The following is a 21,475-nucleotide window of genomic DNA, read 5'->3' as shown; positions in this document are numbered from 1 at the left end:
AATTAGCCGGATCGGCGGAGCACCTAAAATGCGGTTTTCCCGTAGGCGGGATAAAATCGCTTGCACGATTTATTCCGCATTGATAGCCTTGCCGGACTTTATTGAAAGCCGCCCAAAAACATTATCGAAAAGGGGCGGTAGAAGGCGGGTTTCAGACCCGCTTCGGGGACTATTCGAGGCACGAGCTTTTTACTCGGGGAATTCCAATGCTTGATACGACCGTTGAGGTCGCCGAAAGCCCGCATCACGCCGAAGCGGGTATTGGCGACGTGGTCACCCTCAAATCGGGTGGCCCGCGCATGACTGTGATGTACGCAGGACCGGTTGGCTTTGCCAGCGGCCATTGGCTGATCTGCCAGTGGTTCGACGAACAAGGCGAACTTCGCCAGGACATGTTCGCGCAGGACATGGTGAAAATGGAACCGCGCCTGATATCGGCAGGCTCGGTGCGGATGCGCATGCCTGCCGCGCGCATCGGCGGACGCCAGGGCGCCTGAGCACTTCAGGCGCTGGCGCCCCGTTTCATCCGCCGCCTGCTTTTAGCGTTGCCCTTCAGCGGCAATGCGCACGGCAAGCCCGGCCAGTACCGTACCCATCAGATAGCGCTGGATCGCCAGCCACTTCGGACGCCCGGCGAGGAACGATGCGATCGTGCCTGCCGTGATCGCCGCTGCGGCGTTGATCGTAATCGACAGCAGGATCTGCACCGTGCCCAGTTCGATCGACTGCTTGAGCACGCTGCCCTGGCTCGGATCGATGAACTGTGGCAGCAGCGAAAGATAAAGAATCGCGACCTTCGGGTTCAGCAGGTTGGTGACGAAACCCATCAGGAACAGCTTGCCGGGCCGGTCGGGTGTGAGTTCGCGCACCTGAAACGGCGAGCGGCCGCCGGGCTTGAGCGTCTGCCACGCAAGCCAGGCCAGATAGAGCGCACCGCCCAGGCGCAACGCGTCGTAGGCAAACGGTACGGCCATCAGCAGCGCGGTAATGCCGAACGCGGCGCACAACATATAGAAGATAAAGCCCAGCGCGACGCCGCCTAGCGAAATCAAACCCGCCTTGCGCCCCTGGCAGATCGAGCGTGAGATCAAATAGATCATGTTGGGTCCGGGCGTGAGCGCCATGCCAAGAGCGACAGCGGCAAAAGCGAACAGCGGGGCGACATGAGGCATGGCGGGCTCCGTGATGATGCGGTCAGACGGCTGGGGGAGGCGCACGCGCGATGGAAGCAACGGGTGCAGCGGTGTATTCGTTAATTATTTCACGCGAAAGACGTTCGTGCGTGGCGAGGACGTCTCGTTGGCCATCCGGCCAGGGACAGCAAGCCTAGGAGCGCTTCGAAGACGCATCGCGCTCGGCGTTACGCGACTGGCGGGCCTGCGCGCGCGCGTCGAGGCGACGCGAAAACAGCTGCATGCCGATGATTTTCTTCTTTTCCTTGACGTTGTCGCCGATGTCTCTGGGCGGGTTTGGCTGCATCGACCAGAACAGCGCGAGAAACCAGCCGAGCACCGTCCAGCCCACCACCGCATTGAACAGGGCGATGATCAGCAGATCGTGCCGCTTGCGGCGGTCGGCGATCATTGCGGGCAGGAAATACACCATCACTGCGATCAGCAGGACCAGCATTTCGAAGATGGAATGGCTCGCCATGGTGAAACCTCCGCATCAGGGCGTTGCCCTCGAACATTCATTGTCGCGCGGATCGGGCCCGCGCGCCGACAATGACCTTTCGATCCCGGGGTATTGGTGCACGATGGCGCGCGCCGGCCGGGCAGGCCCTGGCCGAACGGCCAATGTCGATGCCTGGGCCTTTGGGTGAACGGGCGTTCGGGTCTATGATCGAGGTTTTTCAGGCAAAGATCCCCCACACCATGAGCTCAGACACCACAGAGGTCACCCGTCAACTCGATCACGACGAACTGCGCACGTTCGTGGAGCGTAAATGGAACGACGAAATCGTTCCCGCGCTCACGGACTACATCGCGGTGCCCGCGAAGAGTCCCGCCTTCGACGCCGACTGGGCGAAGCACGGCTACCTGGAGCGCGTGGTGCTGGAAGCCGCAAAGTGGGCCGAGTCGCAGCCCGTGCGCGGCCTGAAGCTCGAAGTCGTGCGCCTGCCGGGCCGCACGCCGGTGATTTTCTTCGAAGCGCCGGCCACGCGCTCGGGCAGCAGCGAAACCGTGCTGCTATACGGTCACCTCGACAAACAACCGGAATTCGACGGCTGGCGCAACGACCTCGGTCCCTGGACGCCCAAGCTCGAAGACGGCCGCCTCTACGGCCGCGGCGGTGCAGACGACGGTTACGCCATCTACGCGAGCGTCACGGCGCTGGCCGCACTGGACGCGCAGGGTGTCGAGCGTCCGCGCTGCGTGGGTCTGATCGAAACCTGCGAAGAGTCGGGCAGTTACGACCTGCTGCCTTATGTCGATGCGTTGCGCGACCGTCTGGGTAGCGTCGGCCTCGTCGTATGTCTGGATTCGGGCGCGGGCAACTACGATCAGCTTTGGCTGACCACTTCGCTGCGCGGTCTTGTGACCGGCGACCTGGAAGTCGAAGTGCTCGAAGAGGGCATTCACTCGGGTTCGTATGGCGGCATCGCGCCGTCGAGCTTCCGCGTGATGCGCCAGTTGTTCGAGCGTCTGGAGGATTCCCGCACCGGTACGCTGCTGCCGGAAGGCTTCCATATTCCGATTCCGTCCCAGCGCCTGGCCGAAGCGGAAGCCACGGCGAAAATCCTCGGCGAGAACGTCTGGAAGAGCATGCCGTGGGCGTGCGGTCTGGATGGGCGCCGCGTGCTACCTACCACGACCGATCCGCAGCAGGCGCTGCTCGATTCCACGTGGCGGCCTTCGCTTTCCGTGACAGGTGCGGCCGGGTTGCCGGCGCTCGCCAATGCGGGCAATGTGCTGCGCCCGCGCACGGCGTTCAAGCTTTCGCTGCGCTTGCCGCCGCTGCTGGATGCAGGCAAGGCCGTGGCGGAACTCAAGTCGCTGCTGGAACTCGATCCGCCCTACAACGCGCGTGTGACGTTCAAGCCCGACATGGGCGCGGCGAACGGCTGGAGTGCACCGGATCTCGCACCGTGGCTTTCTCAGGCGCTGGATGCGGCCTCGCGCAATCACTTCGGTGCCGACTGTGCGTATCTCGGTCAGGGCGGCACGATCCCGCTGATGAACGTGCTGCAGGCCGGCTTCCCCAAGTCGCAGTTCATGGTGTGCGGTGTGCTTGGTCCGAAATCGAACGCTCACGGGCCCAACGAGTTCCTGCATGTGCCGTACGCGAAGAAACTCACGGCGACGGTCGCCGAAGTCATTTCTTCGGCACCTTGATCCCGGCATGACGCGATGCGGGCCGCGCGTGGCCCGCATCGGTGCTGCTAGTGCGGCGCGTGTTTTTTGGGCGCCTTTGCGGCGGTCGGCGCGTCGCTGCCGGCGTGCTCCGCATGCACTGCATCGGCGTGACAGGAGCAGTTTTCCTCGTCGATCGGCTGTTCCAGATTTTTCATGATGCCGCACTCGGCGCTGCTGTGACGCTCGTTGCAGCTATCGCGCAGCGTGCGCAGTTGTTGCTCCAGCACGCGCATGGTCTCGATCTGCTCGTGGATGCGGGCGATCTGGCAGTCGATCAGCGCATTCACCTCGTCGCAGGGCTGGGCCGGATCGGCCTGATAGCGCCGCAGCATGCGGATATCGGTCAGCCCAATGCCCAGCGAGCGGCAATGGCGGATGAAGTTCAACTGCGCAGCGTGTGCGGCCGTGTAGCTGCGGTATCCGTTGGTTTCGCGCGCGGGTTCGTCCAGCAGGCCTTCGCGCTCGTAGAAGCGCACCGTTTCGACATCGCAATGCGCGTGGCGCGCCAGTTCTCCGATTCTCATCGTCGCGGTTCCCCAAAAATGGCTTGACCCTGTAGCGGCTACAGGCTGTTCAATGATTCTGTCATCTTTGGGAGAAATCGGCCATGGTCCAGGTTTTCATGTCGTGGGTTGCGCTGTCGCAGCGCTATCGGGCGCGTGCCGACGGGCGAGATACCGGCGCGGCGGGATCGGCGCTCGATGAAATTCACACGGGGCACGATCACGCCGACTGTGGGGCCAAAGCGGGTCATCGCCACGACCACGCGCATGCACACGACCATGATCACGATCACGGCGAACCTGGCCATGCATGCGGTCACGACAGCGCGCACGACCACAGCGGGCATGAACACGGTCATGGTCATGCGCACGATCACGCTGCACACGCCGGTGACTCGTGTTGCCACGGCGCGTCTCCACAAACCGCGCAGAGCCGCCAGGCAGCGCCCGCGCCGGAAGGCACGCAACGCGCGCGGTATCGGATCGACAACATGGATTGTCCGACCGAAGAGCGGCTGATCCGCAATCGGCTCGAACCGATGGCAGGCGTCGCGCGTCTCGACTTCGACCTGCTCGCGCGCGAGCTGACCGTCTATCACACGCTGGCGGACGCCCAGCCGCTCGAATCCGCGCTGCGCGCACTCGACATGGCGCCGCGCGCGCTCGCCGATGGCGACGACACCAACGCAAGCGAAAGCGCCGTCAAGCCCGGCCTCGCGCTGCGCCAGAAGTTGCTGCTCGCAGCCAGCGGTATCGCCGCAGCCGGTGCGGAAATTCTCGCGTGGACCACGGGCCACGAAGCGGGCGCGCCCGTGTTGATCTGCGCGGCGATTTCGCTGCTGTGCGCGGGCCTGCCGACGCTCAAGAAAGGCTGGATCGCGCTCAGGAATTTCACGATTAACATCTATTTCCTGATGTCGCTGGCGGTGGCCGGCGCGATCGTGATCGGCAAGTGGCCGGAAGCGGCCATGGTCGTGTTCCTGTTTGCGCTGGCCGAGGAAATCGAGGCGCTATCGCTGGAACGTGCGCGTCACGCGATCCGCTCGCTCACCGCGCTCGCGCCCGAAACGGCCGAAGTCTGGTTCGACGCCGCGGCGTCGCAAGGCGAATGGCGCTCGCTTGCGGTGGCCGAAGTCGCCGTCGGTGCGCGCATCCGCGTGCGTACGGGCGAGCGCGTGCCCGTCGATGCCCGCGTCGTGGCGGGCCGCGCGGCGCTCGATCAGGCGCCGATCACCGGCGAAAGCCTGCCCGTCGACAAGCTCGAAGGCGATGTGCTTTTCGCAGGCAGTATCGTCGTCGATGGCGTGGTGGAGGCGGCTGTCACCGCGACCGCGCGCGACAGCACGCTCGCCCGCATTGCCGCCGCCGTGCAGGACGCCCAGGCGCAGCGCGCCCCGACACAGCGTTTCGTCGATCAGTTTGCGCGCTACTACACGCCCGCCGTGGTCGCGTTCGCGGTGCTGATCGCGGTAGGCGGCCCGCTCGTGTTGGGCGGCGCGTGGAGCGCATGGCTCTACAAGGCGCTCGTGCTGCTGGTGATCGCGTGCCCGTGCGCGCTGGTCGTGGCGACGCCGGTGACGGTCGTGAGCGGCCTCGCGGCGGCGGCGCGCAACGGCATTCTGGTGAAGGGCGGCGTGTGGCTCGAACGCGGCCGTCTGCTCAAGGCGGTGGCGCTCGACAAGACGGGCACGCTCACGCGCGGCGCGCCGCAACTCACCGACGTACTGGCGCTGACGGCCATGCCCGAGGCAGAAGCGCTGCGCCTCGCCGCGAGTCTCGACGATGCGAGCACGCACCCGGTTGCGCGCGCCGTCGTCGCGGGCTGGCGCGAGCGCGATGGGCAATCGGCGCTGGAAAACGTCACCAATTTCGCGGTACTTAACGGTCTGGGTGTGACGGGGCGCATCGGCGGCGAGGCCTGGCATCTTGGCAACCATCGGCTCGTGGAGTCGCTCGGCCTTTGTTCGGACGCGCTCGAGGCGCAGCTTGCGCGGCTGGAAGGGGCGGGCAAGACGGCCATCGTGCTGTGCTCGTCGCGCGAAGCGGTGGCGCTTTTTGCGGTCGCCGACGCGGTGCGGCCCGAGAGCGCGCCGGCCATCCGCGAACTCAAGCGTCTGGGCGTGACGCCGGTGATGCTGACCGGCGATAACCCGACCACGGCGCGTGCGATTGCGGGCCCGCTCGGAATCGACGATGCGCGCGGCAATCTCTTGCCGCAGGACAAGCAGGATGCGATTGCGCAACTTGCCACGCAGCGCGGCATGACGGCGATGGTCGGCGACGGCGTGAACGACGCGCCCGCGCTGGCTCGCGCCGACATCGGCTTCGCGATGGGCGCGGCGGGCACGGCGACGGCGCTGGAAACCGCCGACGTCGCGATCATGGACGACGATCCGCGCAAGATCGCGGCGTTTATCGGGCTCAGCCGCAAGGTGTCGGCGGTGCTGATGCAGAACATCGTGCTCGCGCTCGGCATCAAGGTGGTGTTCCTGGCGCTCGCGCTGGCGGGCGAGGCGACGCTCTGGATGGCCGTGTTCGCCGATGTGGGCGCGAGCCTGCTGGTCGTGGCCAATGGCCTGCGGGTGCGGCGGCATTTCGCGGATCGGCGGACGATGCTGGCGGACTGAAGCATCAAAGCTTCAACGAAGAGGCGGGCCATGACGGCTCGCTTTTTCAATCCCTCTTATGCAACTAACAGCCAAGCGCAACCTTTTCCACGAAGTTCGAATTCCGTCGCACTGAATCCTTATCAGCGGACATCAATGCGAACTCGCGCGACGCACATCAGATAGAGCGCAGCAGGGCCGCACGTAACATCGCCTGGGTAGCCAGGTCGACATCGCCGCGAAACTCCACACGCCCGGCAATCAGCGTGGCGACGGGCAAGCCGTCGCGAAACGCGATGCGATTGCCCGCCACCGCGGGCACTTTATCGCCCGGCAGCAGCGTCCCGAGCAGATTGAGCGGATCGGAAGCGGCGATGCAAACCACGGCGGCTTCGTCGACGTGATCCGGTTGATCGGTGTTATCCGCTGCACCGCGCCGCCGCACCTCGCGCAGCAGCGGAATCGCTTCAGGCAGCGCAAACTGCTCGCCCGAGATTCCCGTCACGAAACGCCCGCCGCGCACATGGCCGCGCGCTTCCATACGATGCAGCACGCGCAGCAGATCGCGCCACGGCGGCAGCCAGGACGCCTCGCGCGCCAACAGTTGCCAGCAGATCACGCCATAGCGGCGCAGCAAAACGCTCGCGATGTGTTCGAGCAGGTCGCTGTCCATCGGCGCGCGGCGCGTCGGCGCAACAGGTTTGGGGGCAGCGGTGTCGGCCGTCAGCGTCACGCGCCGCAAAACCGCCCAGCGCCCCGCGTCGGCCATCGAACCCACGAGCGGCCCGAAGCCACGCGGTCTGCGCTTGCCGTGATACGCCGGGCGTTTCGCCGCTGGCCGCACCAAGGCGCGCAGGCCCGCAAAACTATCGGCGTTCACAAGACCGGCCGCGACCAGTTCGCCGAGCGCGCTTTCCAGTTCGACGCCAAGCAGATGCGCATCGGCGGCGAGTTCGTCGAAGAACATCGCGCCGTGATGCATCAGCGCGTCATAAACGCGTCGCGCGCGTGCCGCGATTTCTGCTTCGGGCGCGTCGAGCAAGGCGGTCCAGCGCGCCAGTTCCCGACGCGGCAGCAGCACGACCGGCGTGCTGCGCACGGTCGTCGACGCCGCGGTGCGCGCCGGCAGCCGCGCCCATGTGATGCGCCCGGAGCGGCACAGATCGTCGAGCAGCAGGGGCGTGTAATCGTCGATACGCGCGGGCAGGATTTCGTCCTCCCACGCCAGCGCCGACGCTTCCCAGCCTTCGAGCTGATCGAGCATCGCCACGAGCGCGTCGCGGTCCGAGCCGCGCGAGCCCGCCGCAATGTGCTGCCATTCGAACAGGAAGCGCATGAAATCGTGGCGTTCGACCGGCTCGATTTCGCGACGCAGCTTGCGCACCGTATAGCGATGAATGCGCGCGAGCAAATGCCGCTCGCACCATTCCTCGTCGCGCGTGCCGGGCGTAAAGCGCCCGCGCATCACCGAACCTTCGGCTTCGAGTCGCGTTAGCGCCAGCGCGGCCACGCTGGCTTCCAGCGCGAGCGGCCGCGCCACCTGCGCGACGGTAAGCGGTCCGAAACCCGAAAGCCGCGCGCGCACCAGTTCGACGAGCGCGGCGTCTTCGGTCCATGCTTCGGCGCGCGCATCATCGAGCGGCGCGAGCGGCGGTTCGCACTGCGCGTGCGGATAGATCGCCAGCACGCAGGCGAGCCGCTCGATGCTCACCCACAGCGCTTCCCGGTCGTCGATGGGCACGCGCGTCGCGCGGCCGCCTTTGGCCAGTTCGTCGAGCCAGCCAGTCCAGTCCGATGACGGCGACGTTTGCACTTCGCTGTGCGCGAGCGCCCCGAGCGCGTTGAGCGCGTCGTGCATTTCATCGGCGTTGCGCACCTGCGGCCAGGCCTCTTCGCGCACGCTCGCAATGGCTTCGGCATCGAGCGCGCCCAGATCGTCGGCGGATTCCGGGTCGCTCCAGCGGCGCGAGAGCACCGCCTGGGTGCGGCGTTCTTCGAGCGGCGCATCGTCGAGAAATGCGTAGGGGCGCGCGGTGAGAATTTCAGCCGCAAGCGGCGAGGGCGCCGACAATTCGCGCGTCACCAGCCGCACCTCGCCGCGCTCCATGCGACGCAGCAGCGCGAGCCATGTTTCGGTATCCATCGCATCGTGCAGGCAATCGTCGAGCGTCTGATCGACCAGCGGATGCGGCGGAATCTCGCGCTCGCCCGCCAGATTTTCGACGCAGGCGACCTGATCGGGAAACACCGCGGCGAGCAGGTCTTCGCTGCGCATACGCTGGATCTGCGGCGGCGTTTTGCGCCCGCCGGTCTGACGCGGCAGCGCGAGCGCAGCCGTGGCGTTCCAGCGCCAGCGCACGCCGAACAGCGGCGCGTCGAGCAGCGCCTGTACCAGCAGATGTTCGGCCGTATTCGAGTGCAGATAGCGCCACACTTCGTCGAGCGCGAAACTGTGCGCGCCGGTCAGCGAGAGGATGATGGCGTCTTCGGTGGCGGCCGCCTGCAGTTCAAAATTGAACTGACGGCAAAAGCGCTTGCGCAGCGCGAGTCCCCACGCACGGTTCATGCGGCTGCCGAACGGCGAATGAATCACGAGTTGCGTGCCGCCCGATTCATCGAAAAAGCGCTCCATCACGAGCGTGTTCTGTGTCGGCAGGACCGTGAGCGCCTGACGCGCGCGGGCGAGGTATTCGACGATCTGGCGCGCGGGCGCATCGTCGAGGCCGAGCGTGTCGCAAAGCCATGCCGTGGTGTCCTCGATCGCGGCTCGATGATCGATAGACGATTCGTCATCCGAATGAATCGATAATTCGCTGAGTTTCGCGTCGATCTGCGCACGCATACGCGAAATCGCGAATGACAACTCGTCGCTGCGGCCCGGCGCTTCGCCCAGCCAGAACGGAATATTGGGCGGCTGACCTTGCGCATCTTCCACACGCACGCGGCCCGCTTCGATGCGCAAGATCCGGTACGACGCATTGCCCAGCTGGAACACGTCGCCGGCCAGACTTTCGACGGCGAAATCTTCGTTCACCGTGCCGATCTGCATGCTCTGCGGTTCGAGCAGCACGGCGTAATCGGCGTTATCGGGAATCGTGCCGCCGGACGTGAGCGCGGTCAGGCGTGCGCCGCGCCGCGCCCGCAGCGTCCGACTCACCACGTCGCGATGCAGATAGGCGGCGCGCGGTCCGTGGCGGCTCGTGAAGCCATCGGCGAGCATGCGCAGCACCGCGTCGAACGTTGCGCGTTCGAGTTGCGCATACGGCGCGCTGCGGCGCACCAGCGCAAAGAGCGCATCTTCGCGCCACGCCTCGCAAGCCACTTCGGCGACGATCTGCTGCGCCAGCACGTCGATCGGCGCATGCGGCAGCGTGATGCGATCGAGTTCGCCGCGCCGCACGCAATCGAGCAGGGCGGCGCATTCGATCAGATCGTCGCGCGAGGTGGCGAACAGACGGCCCTTCGGCGTGCCGCCCACCTGATGGCCGGAGCGCCCGACGCGCTGCAGGAAGGCCGCAATCGAGCGCGGCGAACCGATCTGCACGACAAGATCCACATCGCCGATATCGATGCCGAGTTCCAGCGAGGCCGTCGCCACCAGCACGCGCAAATCGCCGCGCTTGAGGCGCTGTTCGGCATCGAAACGATGCTCGCGCGCGAGACTGCCGTGATGCGCGGCCACGGCCTCGCCGCCCAGACGGTCGGTCAGGTGACGCGCGACGCGCTCGGCCATGCGCCGCGTGTTGACGAACACGAGCGTGGTGCGATGCATCGCCACCAGCTCGGCGATGCGGTCGTACACGCGCTCCCAGACATCGTTCGCCATGACCGCTTCGAGCGGCACGGGCGGGACTTCGAGCGCGAGATCGCGGGCGCGCACGTGGCCCGCATCGACGATCTCGCAGGCGGGCGGCGTGGCCGGATCGTCGCCCATGCCGACCAGAAAGCGCGCGACGGTTTCAATCGGCTTTTGCGTCGCGGAAAGCCCGATGCGCAGCGGCCGTCCGGCACAGAGCGCGTCGAGCCGTTCGAGGCTCAGCGCCAGATGCACGCCGCGCTTGTTGCCCGCGACCGCATGAATTTCGTCGACGATCACGGTGCGCGTGCTCGCCAGCATGCTGCGACCCGACGCGGAACCGAGCAGCACGTAGAGCGATTCGGGCGTGGTCACGAGAATATGCGGCGGGCGACGGCGCAGCGCGGCGCGTTCGGGCTGCGGCGTGTCGCCGGTGCGCACCGCCGCGCGAATCGCGACGCCCGGCAGGCCAAGCCGCGCGAGTTCTTCGCCGATGCCTTCGAGCGGGCGTTCGAGATTCAGGCGGATGTCGTTCGATAGCGCCTTGAGCGGCGAAACGTAGACCACGAGCGTCGCGTCGGGCAGCGCGCCGTCGCTGGCGAGACCTTCGCGCACGAGCGCGTCGATGGCGGTGAGAAAGGCCGTGAGCGTTTTGCCCGAACCCGTCGGCGCGGCAACCAGGGTGGCGCGGCGGCTTTCGATCAGCGGCCAGGCGGCTCGTTGGGCGGGCGTTGGCGCGTCGAAGCTGCGCCGGAACCAGGCGGCCACGGCCGGATGGAAGAGATCGAGCGGGTCGTCGGGGGGCGTGGGGAGCGAGGCCATGGGCTCAAGGTTTGGGGCGCGCGCGGGGCCAGTTTCAAGCCGCGAACCGTGCGCGCATCGCTTACAGTCTCGCAAATTTCGCGCAGGCGCGTCGAACCTCGCTCAACCCGGCTCATCCCCGTCTCAAGCAAGCCCCGCCCGAACGCAGTATCCTCGCCCCGCTGGATGTCTCTTCGATGTTCCCTCGGTTCACGACGGAGTTTCCCCATGCGATACAACACACTCGGCCGCACTGGCCTGTTAGTTTCCGAGCTTTGCCTCGGCACCATGACTTTCGGCGGCGGTTCGGGCATCTGGAACCAGATCGGCGATCTGCAACAGGCCGATGCCGAACGCCTCGTCGGCCGCGCGCTCGACGCGGGCATCAATTTCATCGATACGGCGGATATTTACTCACAAGGCGTCTCGGAGCAAATCACCGGCCAGGCGCTGAAAAACCTCAAGATCGCGCGCGATCAGGTCGTGGTCGCGACCAAGGTGCTCGGCGAAATGGGGCCGTCGCCGAACCAGCGGGGCGCGACGCGCTATCACGTCATGGAAGGCGTGAAGGCCAGCCTCAAACGCCTGCAGCTCGACCATATCGACCTTTATCAGATTCACGGTTTCGATCCCGTCACGCCGATCGAGGAAACCGTGCGCGCCTTCGATACGCTCGTGCAGCACGGCCATGTGCGCTATGTGGGCGTGTCGAACTGGGCGGCGTGGCAGATCGTCAAGGCGCTGGGCATTGCGCATCATCACGGTCTCGCGCGTTTCGAGTCGCTGCAGGCGTATTACACGATCGCGGGCCGCGATCTGGAGCGCGAAATCGTGCCGATGCTGGCAAGCGAAGGCCTCGGGCTGATGGTGTGGAGTCCGCTCGCGGGCGGGCTGCTGAGCGGCAAATATGGGCGCGAGCAGCAGGGCGAGGCGGGCAGTCGCCGCACCACGTTCGACTTTCCGCCGGTCGAGCGCGAGCGCGCGTGGGATTGCGTCGATGCAATGCGATCGATCGCGAACCAGAAGGGCGTCCCGGTCGCGCAGATCGCGCTGGCGTGGCTGCTGCATCAGCGCGCGGTGACGACGGTGATCGTGGGCGCCAAACGCGTCGATCAACTCGACGACAACGTCGCGGCCACAAAGGTCAAGCTCTCGACCGAAGAACTGGCGATCCTCGACGATGTAAGCCATCTGCCCGCCGAATACCCGGGCTGGATGCTCGCGCGCCAGGGCGATGCGCGGCTCGAACAGTTACGCCAAAGCGAGCGGTAATACACAAGCCGCACGCAAAAAAACGCGGCGCCGTAAAAGGCGCCGCGTTCTCTCAGGCACACAGTTGCATTACTGCGCCGCCACCACCTTCAAGTGGTTCTTCACCGAATTCACACCCGACACGCCTTCCACCACTTGCTTGGCGTTGTCGCGGTCTTCGGCGGTCGGCACCGTGCCGGTCAGCGAGACGGTGCCCTTGCGCGTCTTCACGTGGATATGTTCCGACTTCACGTTCTTCGCGCCGAGCAGTTCGGCCTTCACCTTGGTGGTGATGGTTGCGTCGTCAACGTGTTGACCGACGCTTTCGGAACTGCCCGACGGCGCCGAAGCCGCCGTGGTCTGTGCGCCGGCCATCAGCGCGAAGGTCATGCAGGCCACGCCGGCAGCGGTCTTGAGCATCAGAGTGCGCTTCATAGGAATTCTCCTTGTGTGGGTTGATGATCGTGCACCAGTACCGCAAGGTGCGTGCCGCGCTACGGCTCGCGGGTCGCAAACGTCGCGCAAACGCCATCGGCAAGGGGTTCGAGCACGCACTATCTGGGAAAGCAGGCGCGCAATCGCGTGATCCGGCAACGGCTCAATCGACGATCATCGGGCACGTAATTTTTCCGGGCGATTGTAAAAACGTCTGCAGAGTAGGTGGGCACGCTGGCGTGTTTCGGCCCTTAGCAAGCCCCGATCCCGTTATAAAACAAGCGTTTGTAAAAACTGGCATGGGTGTTGCGTATCAGGGCGCATTGACCTCAATCTCAAGAACGGGACTGCCATGCCTTCCATCGCGTTACAAGCCCGCCAGCATCTGGCGCTGACGCCGCGCCTGCAGCAGGCCGTGCGACTGCTGCAACTTTCGTCCCTCGAATTCCAGCAGGAACTGCGCGAAGCGCTCGACACCAATCCGTTCCTTGAATATGTGCCGCCGGCTTCCGAGACCGGTGAAGCCGCCGAGGCCGCCGAAGGCGCGGCCGGCATTGGCGCCGCAGCCAACGAAGCGCCCGCGGCGCTCGCCGATGTGCCGGGCGGCGGCATCGAAAGCGGCATGGACGGCGGCGTGGCCCAGGAGACGTCGAGCTACGGCGAGGAATCGTCGAACTACAGCGACGATGGTTCGGGCTATCAGGACGACGGCGGCGGCTACACGGCCGATCTGCCCTCGCCGGGCGCGCTGCGCTCGTCGAGCTATCGCGGTTCCGAAGACGGCGACTCCGAAGCGTCCGACTGGGTGCGCGTGCCGGTTTCGCTGCGCGACCAGTTGCACGAAGCGCTGCGCCTTTCGCCGCTCGCCGAACTCGATCGTGCGGCGGCGCAAATCATCATCGAAGCGCTCGACGACGACGGCTATCTGCGTCAGGAACTGGCCGATCTGGTCGAACTCGAAGGCGTCGCCGATATCCTCGACGAAGATCATCTGCGCGTGGCGCTGCGAGTGGTGCAGATGCTCGATCGTCCGGGCATCGGCGCGCGCTCGCTGTCCGAATGCCTTGCGCTGCAACTCGAAGCGATGCCGCACGACACGCCGCATCGCGAGCTTGCGCTCATGATCGTGACGCATCATCTGGAACGCCTCGCACGCCGCGAGAACGGCGAACTGCAGCGTCAACTCGGATGCGATGCGGCGTCGCTGCAGGCCGCGACCGCGCTGGTGCGCCGCCTCGATCCGAAGCCCGGCAATCACTATGGCCGCGCCGATGGCGGCTACGTGATTCCCGATGTGATCGTGCGTCAGGTGCGCGGCAAGTGGGTGGTGAGCGTGAATCCGGCGATCGAGCCGCGCGCGCGCATCCACAAGCTGTACGCCGAAATGTTCGCGCGTTCCGATCAAACCAGCCGCTCGCCGCTCGCGCAGCAGTTGCAGGAAGCGCGCTGGCTGATCCGCAATGCGCACAAGCGCTGCGAAACCATTCTGCGCGTGGGCGAATGTATCGTCGCGCGTCAGAAGGCGTTTTTCCAGTACGGCGAAATCGCGCTACGTCCGATGTTGCTGCGCGATGTCGCCGATGAACTCGGCCTGCATGAATCGACCGTGTCGCGCGCGACCGGCAACAAGTACATGGCCACGCCGCGCGGTATTTTCGAATTCAAGCGCTTCTTCCCGCGCGAACTCGAAACGCGCACGGGCGGCACGTGTTCGGCGGCGGCCGTGCGCGCGCTGATCAAGGAAATGATCGACGCCGAAAATCCGCGCGATCCGCTTTCGGACGTGGTGCTCACGCAGGAACTGGAAAAGCAGGGCGTGCGCGTCGCGCGCCGCACCGTGACGAAGTATCGACAGATGATGAAGCTGCCGGCGGCGGAAATGCGTCGGCAAATTTGAGGCGTTGACTATCCGCTGATAGTGTCTGCAGGGCGATGAAGCGCATGGGGTTGAGCCCATGCGCTTTTTGCATTGTCAAGCCGTCACGCCTTCGCCTGTGTGATGGCTCTCCACGCCCGGCAGAATCTCGACGATTTCGAAATAGCGGTCCCAGAACGGCGTATCGCGCAAGGTCTCGACCAACTGTTCGTAGGCCTGATGACTTTCGGCTTCCCACATCCAGACATCGGTGACGCGTGTGGCGTAAAACTCCACGTCGTACAAACGCAGGCGCACCTGATCGCGATGGCGTTCCAGCAAAGGCATCACATGGTCGCGCAATGCACGCTGGCGTGCGTCCGGTGGCAGTTCGAGCCAGGCAGGCAAACTCTTGACGAGCATGAAGACGGTCAACACAGATTTCACGGCAATTTCCTGAACGGGAGTAGACGTGTCTAGAATACGAGCGTTTGCTCACATTCGATACTCGCATTCCGATCATGACGCCCACGCCTCGCGGCCGTCGCCGCCCAGCCCCGCTCGACGCGCGTAAGCAGCCGGTCCAGCGCCGCTCGACGGCCACGGTCGTCGCCATTCTCGAAGCCGCCGCTCGCATTCTGGAGCAGCGCGGCTTCAGCGGCTACACCACCAATGCCATCGCCGAGCGCGCCGGCGTGAGTGTCGGCTCGCTCTATCAATACTTTCCGAATCGCGATGCGCTCACCGCCGCGTTGATCGAGCGAGAAAGCGCGCCGTTGATGGCAGCGCTCGAAGAGGCGGGCGCGGCGTCGAGTTGCGAGGCGGCGTTGTGCGGTTTGATCCGCGCGTCGGTGGCGCATCAGATGCAGCGGCCCGTGCTGGCGCGTCTGCTCGATTTCGAGGAGGAACGCTTGCCGCTTGGCGAGCGCGATGCGCGGATCGGCGACCGGATTCACGCGACGCTCGTGCGTGCGTTCGGGATGCCCGATGCGCCGCGTCTCGACGATCCATCGACGGCGGCTTACGACGTGTTCGCGATCGTGCGCGGCATGGTGGACGCCGCAGGCGCGCGCGGCGAAACGGACGCGCTCGCGCTGGAAGCACGCGCGACGCGTGCCGTGGTCGGCTATCTGTGGCGCAGCGAAACGCCGCGCTGAACCTTTCGCGTTGCTTCAGGGCCGTTGTTCAGGACGCGCCGCGCTTGCGCAGGCGCTCGATCAGCGCCATCGCGGCGGCGGGATTGCGTTCCTTGTGGCCGCTGATCACGTAGAGATAGACGTCGCGGCTTGCTTTGGCCGCCAGCGGCTTGCCGAAGGTGTCGAGATCGTCCGGCGTGCCGCCTTGCGCCCAGGTCAGCGCGCGCTCGACCCAGCGGTCGAGATCGGCGGGCCCGTAACCCAGCTTGCGATTGGCGGCCGTGCCCATGATGCGCGCGTAGACGAAGGGCGCGGACGCATCCGCGATCTGCGGGTAATCGGAGTCGCCCGATACCACGATCGCCGCCTTGCGCTTGCGGGCGAGCGCGACGAATTCCGGTGCACAGAAGCTCGCGTGGCGCACCTCCAGCGCGTGACGCAAAGGGTGACCGTCGACTTCGTCCGGCAGGAGATCGAGAAAACGCGCGTAGTCCTCGGGATTGAACTGTTTGCCCGGCATCAACTGCCAGTTGATCGGGCCGAGCTTGGCGCCCAGATTCAGCAAACCGCCCGTGAGAAAGCGCTCGATCGAGGCACCGGCTTCGGCGAGCACGCGGCGGTTCATCGCGAAGCGGGGGCCTTTGAGCGAAAACTGGAAGTCATCGGACGTTTCGTCGTGCCAGCGTTTGAAGCTGTCGGGCCGCTGCGCGCCGTAGTACGTGCTATTGATCTCGATCGAGCCAAGGTGGCGGCTCGCATAATCGAGTTCGAGACGCTGCGCAAGACCTTCTGGGTAGAAGGTGCCGCGCCACGGCGCGAAAATCCAGCCGCCGATGCCGACGCGAATTCGGCCGGCTTTAACGGAAGTCGCAGCTTGAGCAGCAGAGGAGCGTGTCATCGAATAAGCGCCGTCGATTCAGGATGCGGCAGTTTAGCGCGGCTTGGGCGCCACGAAAATCGTCAAAAAACGTTACTGATGCGGGCTTTCGAGGGCGTAGCGCGGGAGCCCAGACTACCCGCCGGCAGGCGAAAATAGCGTTTTCAGCATAGTCCGATATTTTCCGAACAGGCGTGAGGCTAATTTAGTCGTTGTGTGTCAGACAACCTCACTTGGAATATCAGATGCAGTCTCGTCCTTCTCGCGAGCTGAACGATGCGCAGTGGCGCAGCGTCGAGCCGATTTTTAACGACAGCCGCTCCAACGGTCCGCGCCGCGGCCGTCCGGCGCATTGTCCCCGCGCCGTTTTCGAAGCGATTCTCTGGGTGCTCTCGACCGGTTCGGTCTGGGCCAAGCTGCCCGAGCGCTACCCCGACTTCCGCACCTGCCATCGCCGTTTCAAGGTGTGGTTCGATGCGGGCCTCGTGCAGCAAGCCATGGAACGCCTCTACGGCGACGAAGGCCTGGCAATGTGCGCGGCCATGAATGCGCGCATGCAGCCGTGGCGCGCGCCGGCCGGTCGCCGTGCGCCGCGTTTCCCGGTCGCTTTCTCGTTGCGCTGGCCGCTCGCGCGCACCTGAGCGCGGGCCGACTCGCGGAACTGTCTGACATCACAGGCGGGCAGCAGAAGAACTCTGCTGCCCGTTTCGCATTTCTACGCCGCGCACAGTGGATTTCGCGCTTCCGGTTGTCTGAAAACGCGTCGTTCTTATCCGGCCTTTGTGGGAATGGCCCCCTGTGCGCGATACTGTTGGGCTCAACGCAACGGAACCCAGAGGACATGGCGCATTTCGACGTATTCAATGGCGACGCGGACGGCATCTGCGCGCTCCACCAGCTTCGTCTCGCCCGGCCGCGCGAGGCCACGTTGATCACCGGCGCGAAACGTGACATCGCGCTCGTCAAGCGCGTGGAGGCCCAGCCGGGCGACTCGCTCACCGTGCTCGATATTTCCTTCGACACCAATCGTGCAGCGGTCTGCTCGCTGCTCGACAAGGGCATTCACGTTGAATATTTCGATCATCACCACGCCGGCGATCTGCCGATGAACGTCAACCTGATGGCGCACATCGACACCACGGCGCAGGTCTGCACCAGCGTGCTGGTCGATCGCCATCTGCACGGCGAATATCGCCGCTGGGCGATTGCGGCGGCGTTCGGCGACAACCTGGCCGAGACCGCGCGCGGGCTGGCGCAGCAAGCCGGTTTGTCGGAAACGCAGATCGAACAACTGCGCGAACTGGGTGAATCGATCAACTACAACGCTTACGGCGATAGCGTCGAAGATCTGTTCATCGCCCCCACGGCGCTTTACGAGTCGCTCAAACCCTATGCCGACCCGTTCGAGTTCATCGCCAGCGAGCCGCTGCTCGAACGCCTTTCGTCGTGCCGTCACGACGATCTCGAGCGCGCCCAGGAAATCACGCCTTTGCTCACGCTGCAGTACGGCAGCGTCTGCGTGCTGCCCGACGAACCGTGGGCGCGGCGCGTGCGCGGGGTGTTCGCCAACGCGCTGGCGATCGAGGAACCGGAATACGCGCACGCAGTTCTGAGCGTCAATCCCGACGGCAACTACGCCGTCAGCGTGCGCGCGCCGCTCGAACGCCCGCGCGGCGCCGACGAACTCTGCCGCGCCTTCCCCGGCGGCAATGGCCGGGTGAGCGCGGCGGGCATCGACTGCCTGGACTCGAAGCGTCTCGACCAGTTCTGCTCCGCGTTCGCGCGCGTCTTCGGCCGCGCGATGCCGCGCTAGATCTCCATCTGCAATCTCAATCGCCCACGCCCGGCTGCGGCGTGGGCGCACACACGCCTCGCAGCCGGCCTGCCGACCGCGTACCATGAAAAGAGCGCTAAAAAACGTGATCGATGCCCGATGGGCGACGACGTGCCGCAGCACGACACACAGTTCGACACACAGCGCGACAACATGGGCAAAGCCCGGGAGGTGATCGTGTACAAGCAGATTCTGGTGGCAATCGACGGCAGCCGCAGCGGGCGCCGCGCACTCGACGAAGCCGTGAAGATCGCCACGGCCACCGGCGGCACCGTGCAGGCGCTCTGCGTGGTCCAGCATCCGGCGCGGCTGGTCGATATCAGCGCGGGCTTTGCGGAAGAGCAAACGCGTCAATCCGCCGAAGCCGACGTTGCGACCATGGCGCTCGAAGAAGCCAAAACGGTATTCGCGCAGACCGGCATCCAGGGCACCATCCGCGCCGCCGATTCGAACGGCGAGGAAATCGCCGCGGTCATTCATCGCATCGCCGCGGAAGACGAAGTCGATCTCGTGGTGCTCGGCACGCGTGGCTTATCGGGCGTGAAGCGCTTGTTGATCGGCAGCGTGGCGGAGTCGTATTTGCGCATGGCCGACCGTCCGGTGATGCTGGTACGCGAAAACGCAGACAAGGCAGTCTGACCGGTTTATCGCCGCCGCATAATTAAATCGGAAAATAGGCGCATAAGCCGATTCATCGAGCATTGCGTGCCGATCAAATATCTTGAAATTAGATTTTGATCAAATAGATCGAGGCCATTATTCGCGCACTGGTCGTGCATCGTGCCTATGATGTGGTTTTGTCGTCGCGGCGATAAATTGCACCGGAGTCCGAATTTTTTGTGCGCGCTATTGCGATTTGCTGCACTGCAATTTTTGCACTGTGCCATCGTGTAACGCGCCTCGCTTCTGCGCTGCTCGCAACACTCGTTGCCTCCAGCGCGCGCATGAAAATGCCTTGTTTTGCCGTCTCCCGCGCCTGCCCAAGCACTGTCGAAAGGAAAATCGATCATGCCCAATGCTTCCCATCCGTCGTTCAATGCGTATAAAACCAGCACGTCCGCGGCGCTGCAATGGCTGGTTCAGCAGCAGCAATGGCGCGAGCAGGCGGCGAATCTGCTGCAACGCCGCATCGAACGCGACCGTGCCGCGCTCGAAGGTACGCTGGAATCGCTGCACGGTGCGCAGGACTGGAGCGATTTCGGCGCGGCGACGCAGACGGTCTGGCGCGACTATCTGCTCGCGAGCGCCGCGCTCTGGCAGGAAAACGTCGCGGCCACGGTGCAGGGCACGGGAGTCTGGGCCAATGCCGTTCGCGACATGTCGCAGCAATGGCAGGACACGCTGGAAAAGCTGAAGCCGGGCGCTGTTGCCCAGCCGGGCCAGAGCGGCGCTGCACTGCCGATGCGCGAATGGATGGCCGCCTTCGAACGGGCGATGTCGGCCACGGGCAGCGCGGGCACGGCGGCCTTTAAGGACGCAGCGCAAGCGCACGGAGGTCAGCATGGGCGCTGAACGCATTGCATTCGTCACGGGCGGCATGGGCGGGCTGGGCGCGGCGATCAGCCGGCGTCTGGCCGACGCGGGCATGACGGTCGTGCTGTCCTGCTCGAAAGGCAACGACCGCATGGCCACATGGCTGGAATCCGAACGCGCGGTGGGGCGGCATTTTCACGCGTATTCGCTCGATGTCGCCGATTTCGATGCCTGCCAGCAGACGGCGGCGCGCGTGCTGGCCGATCTCGGCCGTGTCGATGTGCTCGTGAATAACGCGGGCATCACTTGCGACCGCAGCTTCGCCAAAATGACCAAGGTCGATTGGGACAGCGTGCTGCGTATCAATCTCGACGCGCTCTTCAATGTGACCAAGCCCTTCGTGCCCGGCATGATCGAGCGCGGGTTTGGACGCGTGGTGAACATCGGTTCGGTGAATGGTTCGCGCGGCGCTTACGGGCAGGCCAATTATTCGGCCGCGAAAGCCGGGCTGCACGGCTTCACAAAAGCGCTGGCGCTGGAAGTGGCGAAGAAGGGCGTGACGGTGAACACGGTTTCGCCGGGCTATCTGGCCACGCAGATGGTCGAAGCCGTGCCCGCCGATGTCATGCAGCAACGCATCCTGCCGCAGATTCCCGTAGGCCGGCTGGGCCAACCCGACGAAGTGGCGGCGCTGGTCGCGTTCCTGTGTTCGGACGACGCCGGTTTTATCACGGGTGCCGATATCGCGATCAACGGCGGTATGCATATGCACTAATTCAAACGATGGCATGTCGCGAATACGCTGCGTGCCCTCAATCAATAATCAGGAATCCGATATTTGTCTTTGAGCGCAATACATTATTCCCCCCAGCGCAAAAAAACGCGCGGTAACGCAGTGAAACACGACTGTAGCGAAACTGTACGTTTTGCCCGCTATGCTGATTGGCACGGTGAGTTTTTAACAGGAGAAATGCGATGCTCAGTCATCACGAACTGGCGGCACTGCTGCTGATTCGCGACGCTAACGCGCCGCTCCAGACACTCGATGCCGATTTCATGGCGCTTGCGCGCTACCAGCTCGTCGAAATGGACGAAGACGAAAGCGGCTACGCGCCTCGCCTGACAAGACGCGGTCAGGAATTACTGCAGCGGCTCACGCACGACGGGCCCGTTCAAGGCAGCGCGTAAGCTGATTTCAGCGAGGGCGCCTATACGGCCTTGTCAAGCGCATGACATCCAGCGCTACGCTCGTTACAAACCGGTAATAAATTGGTAACGAAAGCGCGCGCACTCTGCGATACAGTTCCGGCTCGCATTTCGATCCACCTTTGTATCGCTCGAGAATCTGTCCATGAAAGCTGTTGTCAAGCCGTTCGCCCGTCTGTCCGCCCTGATGCTTTGCGCCGCGCTGGCCGCACCGCTGGTTGCCGTTGCGGCACCGGGTCATCACGAAGTGTGTCACATCGAACACCACGGCCATCATGCTGTGCGTGTCTGCCATCGCGCACACTGATCGATAAAAAGCCGCATTTCGATGCGGTTTTTTTGGCTC

The 21,475-nt window shown here is 64.7% G+C and carries 21 protein-coding genes; 13 read left to right on the top strand and 8 right to left on the bottom strand.

Going from position 1 to position 21,475, the window contains the following annotated elements; all coding sequences use genetic code 11:
* Positions 1–206: 206 nt before the first annotated feature.
* Positions 207–497: a YodC family protein gene (locus U5A67_RS03540; protein WP_205982467.1), complete on the top strand. Its 291-nt coding sequence runs from the start codon at positions 207–209 to the stop codon at positions 495–497.
* Between the two features lie 42 nt (positions 498–539).
* On the opposite strand, the gene U5A67_RS03535 is transcribed toward U5A67_RS03540, so the two are convergent.
* Positions 540–1,172, bottom strand: a complete 633-nt coding sequence (locus U5A67_RS03535) for a LysE family translocator (RefSeq protein ID WP_205982468.1) — start codon at positions 1,170–1,172, stop codon at positions 540–542.
* Between the two features lie 154 nt (positions 1,173–1,326).
* On the bottom strand, positions 1,327–1,653 hold the full coding sequence (locus tag U5A67_RS03530; protein ID WP_205982469.1) for a superinfection immunity protein: 327 nt from the start codon (positions 1,651–1,653) through the stop codon (positions 1,327–1,329).
* A 221-nt stretch (positions 1,654–1,874) separates the two neighbouring features.
* Here U5A67_RS03530 and U5A67_RS03525 point away from each other — a divergent pair, with 221 nt between their 5' ends.
* Entirely contained in the window at positions 1,875–3,335 is a 1,461-nt protein-coding gene (locus U5A67_RS03525) for a M20 family metallopeptidase (protein WP_205982470.1), read from the top strand.
* A 47-nt stretch (positions 3,336–3,382) separates the two neighbouring features.
* Here U5A67_RS03525 and cadR read toward each other — a convergent pair whose 3' ends face one another.
* Complete coding sequence (gene cadR, locus U5A67_RS03520) at positions 3,383–3,880, bottom strand: Cd(II)/Pb(II)-responsive transcriptional regulator (RefSeq protein WP_205982471.1); 498 nt, start codon at positions 3,878–3,880, stop codon at positions 3,383–3,385.
* 38 nt (positions 3,881–3,918) lie between these two features.
* Positions 3,919–4,224: a hypothetical protein gene (locus U5A67_RS03515; RefSeq protein WP_321959671.1), complete on the bottom strand. Its 306-nt coding sequence runs from the start codon at positions 4,222–4,224 to the stop codon at positions 3,919–3,921.
* 126 nt (positions 4,225–4,350) lie between these two features.
* On the opposite strand from U5A67_RS03515, the gene U5A67_RS03510 reads away from it, so the two are divergent.
* Entirely contained in the window at positions 4,351–6,486 is a 2,136-nt protein-coding gene (locus tag U5A67_RS03510; protein WP_321813067.1) for a heavy metal translocating P-type ATPase, read from the top strand.
* A gap of 157 nt (positions 6,487–6,643) precedes the next feature.
* Here U5A67_RS03510 and U5A67_RS03505 read toward each other — a convergent pair whose 3' ends face one another.
* Complete coding sequence (locus tag U5A67_RS03505; RefSeq protein ID WP_321813066.1) at positions 6,644–11,083, bottom strand: DEAD/DEAH box helicase; 4,440 nt, start codon at positions 11,081–11,083, stop codon at positions 6,644–6,646.
* A 207-nt stretch (positions 11,084–11,290) separates the two neighbouring features.
* Between U5A67_RS03505 and U5A67_RS03500 the strand changes: the two genes are divergently transcribed.
* Entirely contained in the window at positions 11,291–12,334 is a 1,044-nt protein-coding gene (locus U5A67_RS03500; protein ID WP_321813065.1) for an aldo/keto reductase, read from the top strand.
* Positions 12,335–12,403: 69 nt separating this feature from the next.
* Here the strand turns inward: U5A67_RS03500 and U5A67_RS03495 are convergent, their stop codons facing one another.
* On the bottom strand, positions 12,404–12,748 hold the full coding sequence (locus U5A67_RS03495; RefSeq protein ID WP_205982476.1) for a BON domain-containing protein: 345 nt from the start codon (positions 12,746–12,748) through the stop codon (positions 12,404–12,406).
* Positions 12,749–13,100: 352 nt separating this feature from the next.
* On the opposite strand from U5A67_RS03495, the gene U5A67_RS03490 reads away from it, so the two are divergent.
* Positions 13,101–14,645 (top strand): RNA polymerase factor sigma-54, encoded by a 1,545-nt coding sequence (locus U5A67_RS03490; RefSeq protein WP_321813064.1) that lies wholly within the window; start codon positions 13,101–13,103, stop codon positions 14,643–14,645.
* Between the two features lie 75 nt (positions 14,646–14,720).
* Here U5A67_RS03490 and U5A67_RS03485 read toward each other — a convergent pair whose 3' ends face one another.
* Positions 14,721–15,050 (bottom strand): darcynin family protein, encoded by a 330-nt coding sequence (locus U5A67_RS03485; RefSeq protein WP_321813063.1) that lies wholly within the window; start codon positions 15,048–15,050, stop codon positions 14,721–14,723.
* A gap of 74 nt (positions 15,051–15,124) precedes the next feature.
* Between U5A67_RS03485 and U5A67_RS03480 the strand changes: the two genes are divergently transcribed.
* Positions 15,125–15,760 carry a TetR/AcrR family transcriptional regulator gene (locus U5A67_RS03480; protein ID WP_205982479.1) on the top strand — a complete coding sequence of 212 codons (636 nt, stop codon included), beginning with the start codon at positions 15,125–15,127 and terminating at the stop codon, positions 15,758–15,760.
* Positions 15,761–15,788: 28 nt separating this feature from the next.
* On the opposite strand, the gene U5A67_RS03475 is transcribed toward U5A67_RS03480, so the two are convergent.
* Positions 15,789–16,637 carry a DUF72 domain-containing protein gene (locus tag U5A67_RS03475; RefSeq protein WP_321813062.1) on the bottom strand — a complete coding sequence of 283 codons (849 nt, stop codon included), beginning with the start codon at positions 16,635–16,637 and terminating at the stop codon, positions 15,789–15,791.
* A 224-nt stretch (positions 16,638–16,861) separates the two neighbouring features.
* Here U5A67_RS03475 and U5A67_RS03470 point away from each other — a divergent pair, with 224 nt between their 5' ends.
* The 7 genes from U5A67_RS03470 (at position 16,862) to U5A67_RS03440 (ending at position 21,436) form a co-directional block, all read left to right on the top strand.
* On the top strand, positions 16,862–17,257 hold the full coding sequence (locus U5A67_RS03470; protein WP_205982481.1) for a transposase: 396 nt from the start codon (positions 16,862–16,864) through the stop codon (positions 17,255–17,257).
* Between the two features lie 200 nt (positions 17,258–17,457).
* Positions 17,458–18,429: an acetyltransferase gene (locus tag U5A67_RS03465; RefSeq protein WP_321813061.1), complete on the top strand. Its 972-nt coding sequence runs from the start codon at positions 17,458–17,460 to the stop codon at positions 18,427–18,429.
* A 198-nt stretch (positions 18,430–18,627) separates the two neighbouring features.
* Positions 18,628–19,089, top strand: a complete 462-nt coding sequence (locus U5A67_RS03460; protein WP_321813385.1) for a universal stress protein — start codon at positions 18,628–18,630, stop codon at positions 19,087–19,089.
* A gap of 369 nt (positions 19,090–19,458) precedes the next feature.
* Positions 19,459–19,962, top strand: coding sequence for a hypothetical protein (locus tag U5A67_RS03455; protein ID WP_321813060.1), 504 nt, complete (start codon positions 19,459–19,461; stop codon positions 19,960–19,962).
* On the top strand, positions 19,952–20,698 hold the full coding sequence (gene phbB, locus U5A67_RS03450; RefSeq protein WP_321813059.1) for an acetoacetyl-CoA reductase: 747 nt from the start codon (positions 19,952–19,954) through the stop codon (positions 20,696–20,698). The genes U5A67_RS03455 and phbB overlap by 11 nt, the downstream gene beginning before the upstream one ends.
* Before the next feature lie 200 nt (positions 20,699–20,898).
* Positions 20,899–21,111: a hypothetical protein gene (locus U5A67_RS03445; RefSeq protein ID WP_205982486.1), complete on the top strand. Its 213-nt coding sequence runs from the start codon at positions 20,899–20,901 to the stop codon at positions 21,109–21,111.
* A gap of 163 nt (positions 21,112–21,274) precedes the next feature.
* Positions 21,275–21,436 carry a hypothetical protein gene (locus U5A67_RS03440; protein ID WP_321813058.1) on the top strand — a complete coding sequence of 54 codons (162 nt, stop codon included), beginning with the start codon at positions 21,275–21,277 and terminating at the stop codon, positions 21,434–21,436.
* The last annotated feature ends 39 nt before the right edge of the window (positions 21,437–21,475 follow it).

Source organism: Paraburkholderia sp. J69-1 (genome assembly GCF_905220255.1).
Taxonomy (GTDB): domain Bacteria; phylum Pseudomonadota; class Gammaproteobacteria; order Burkholderiales; family Burkholderiaceae; genus Paraburkholderia.
The sequence above is the reverse complement of the archived record's forward strand: the minus strand, read 5'-3'. Positions and strand labels throughout refer to the sequence as shown.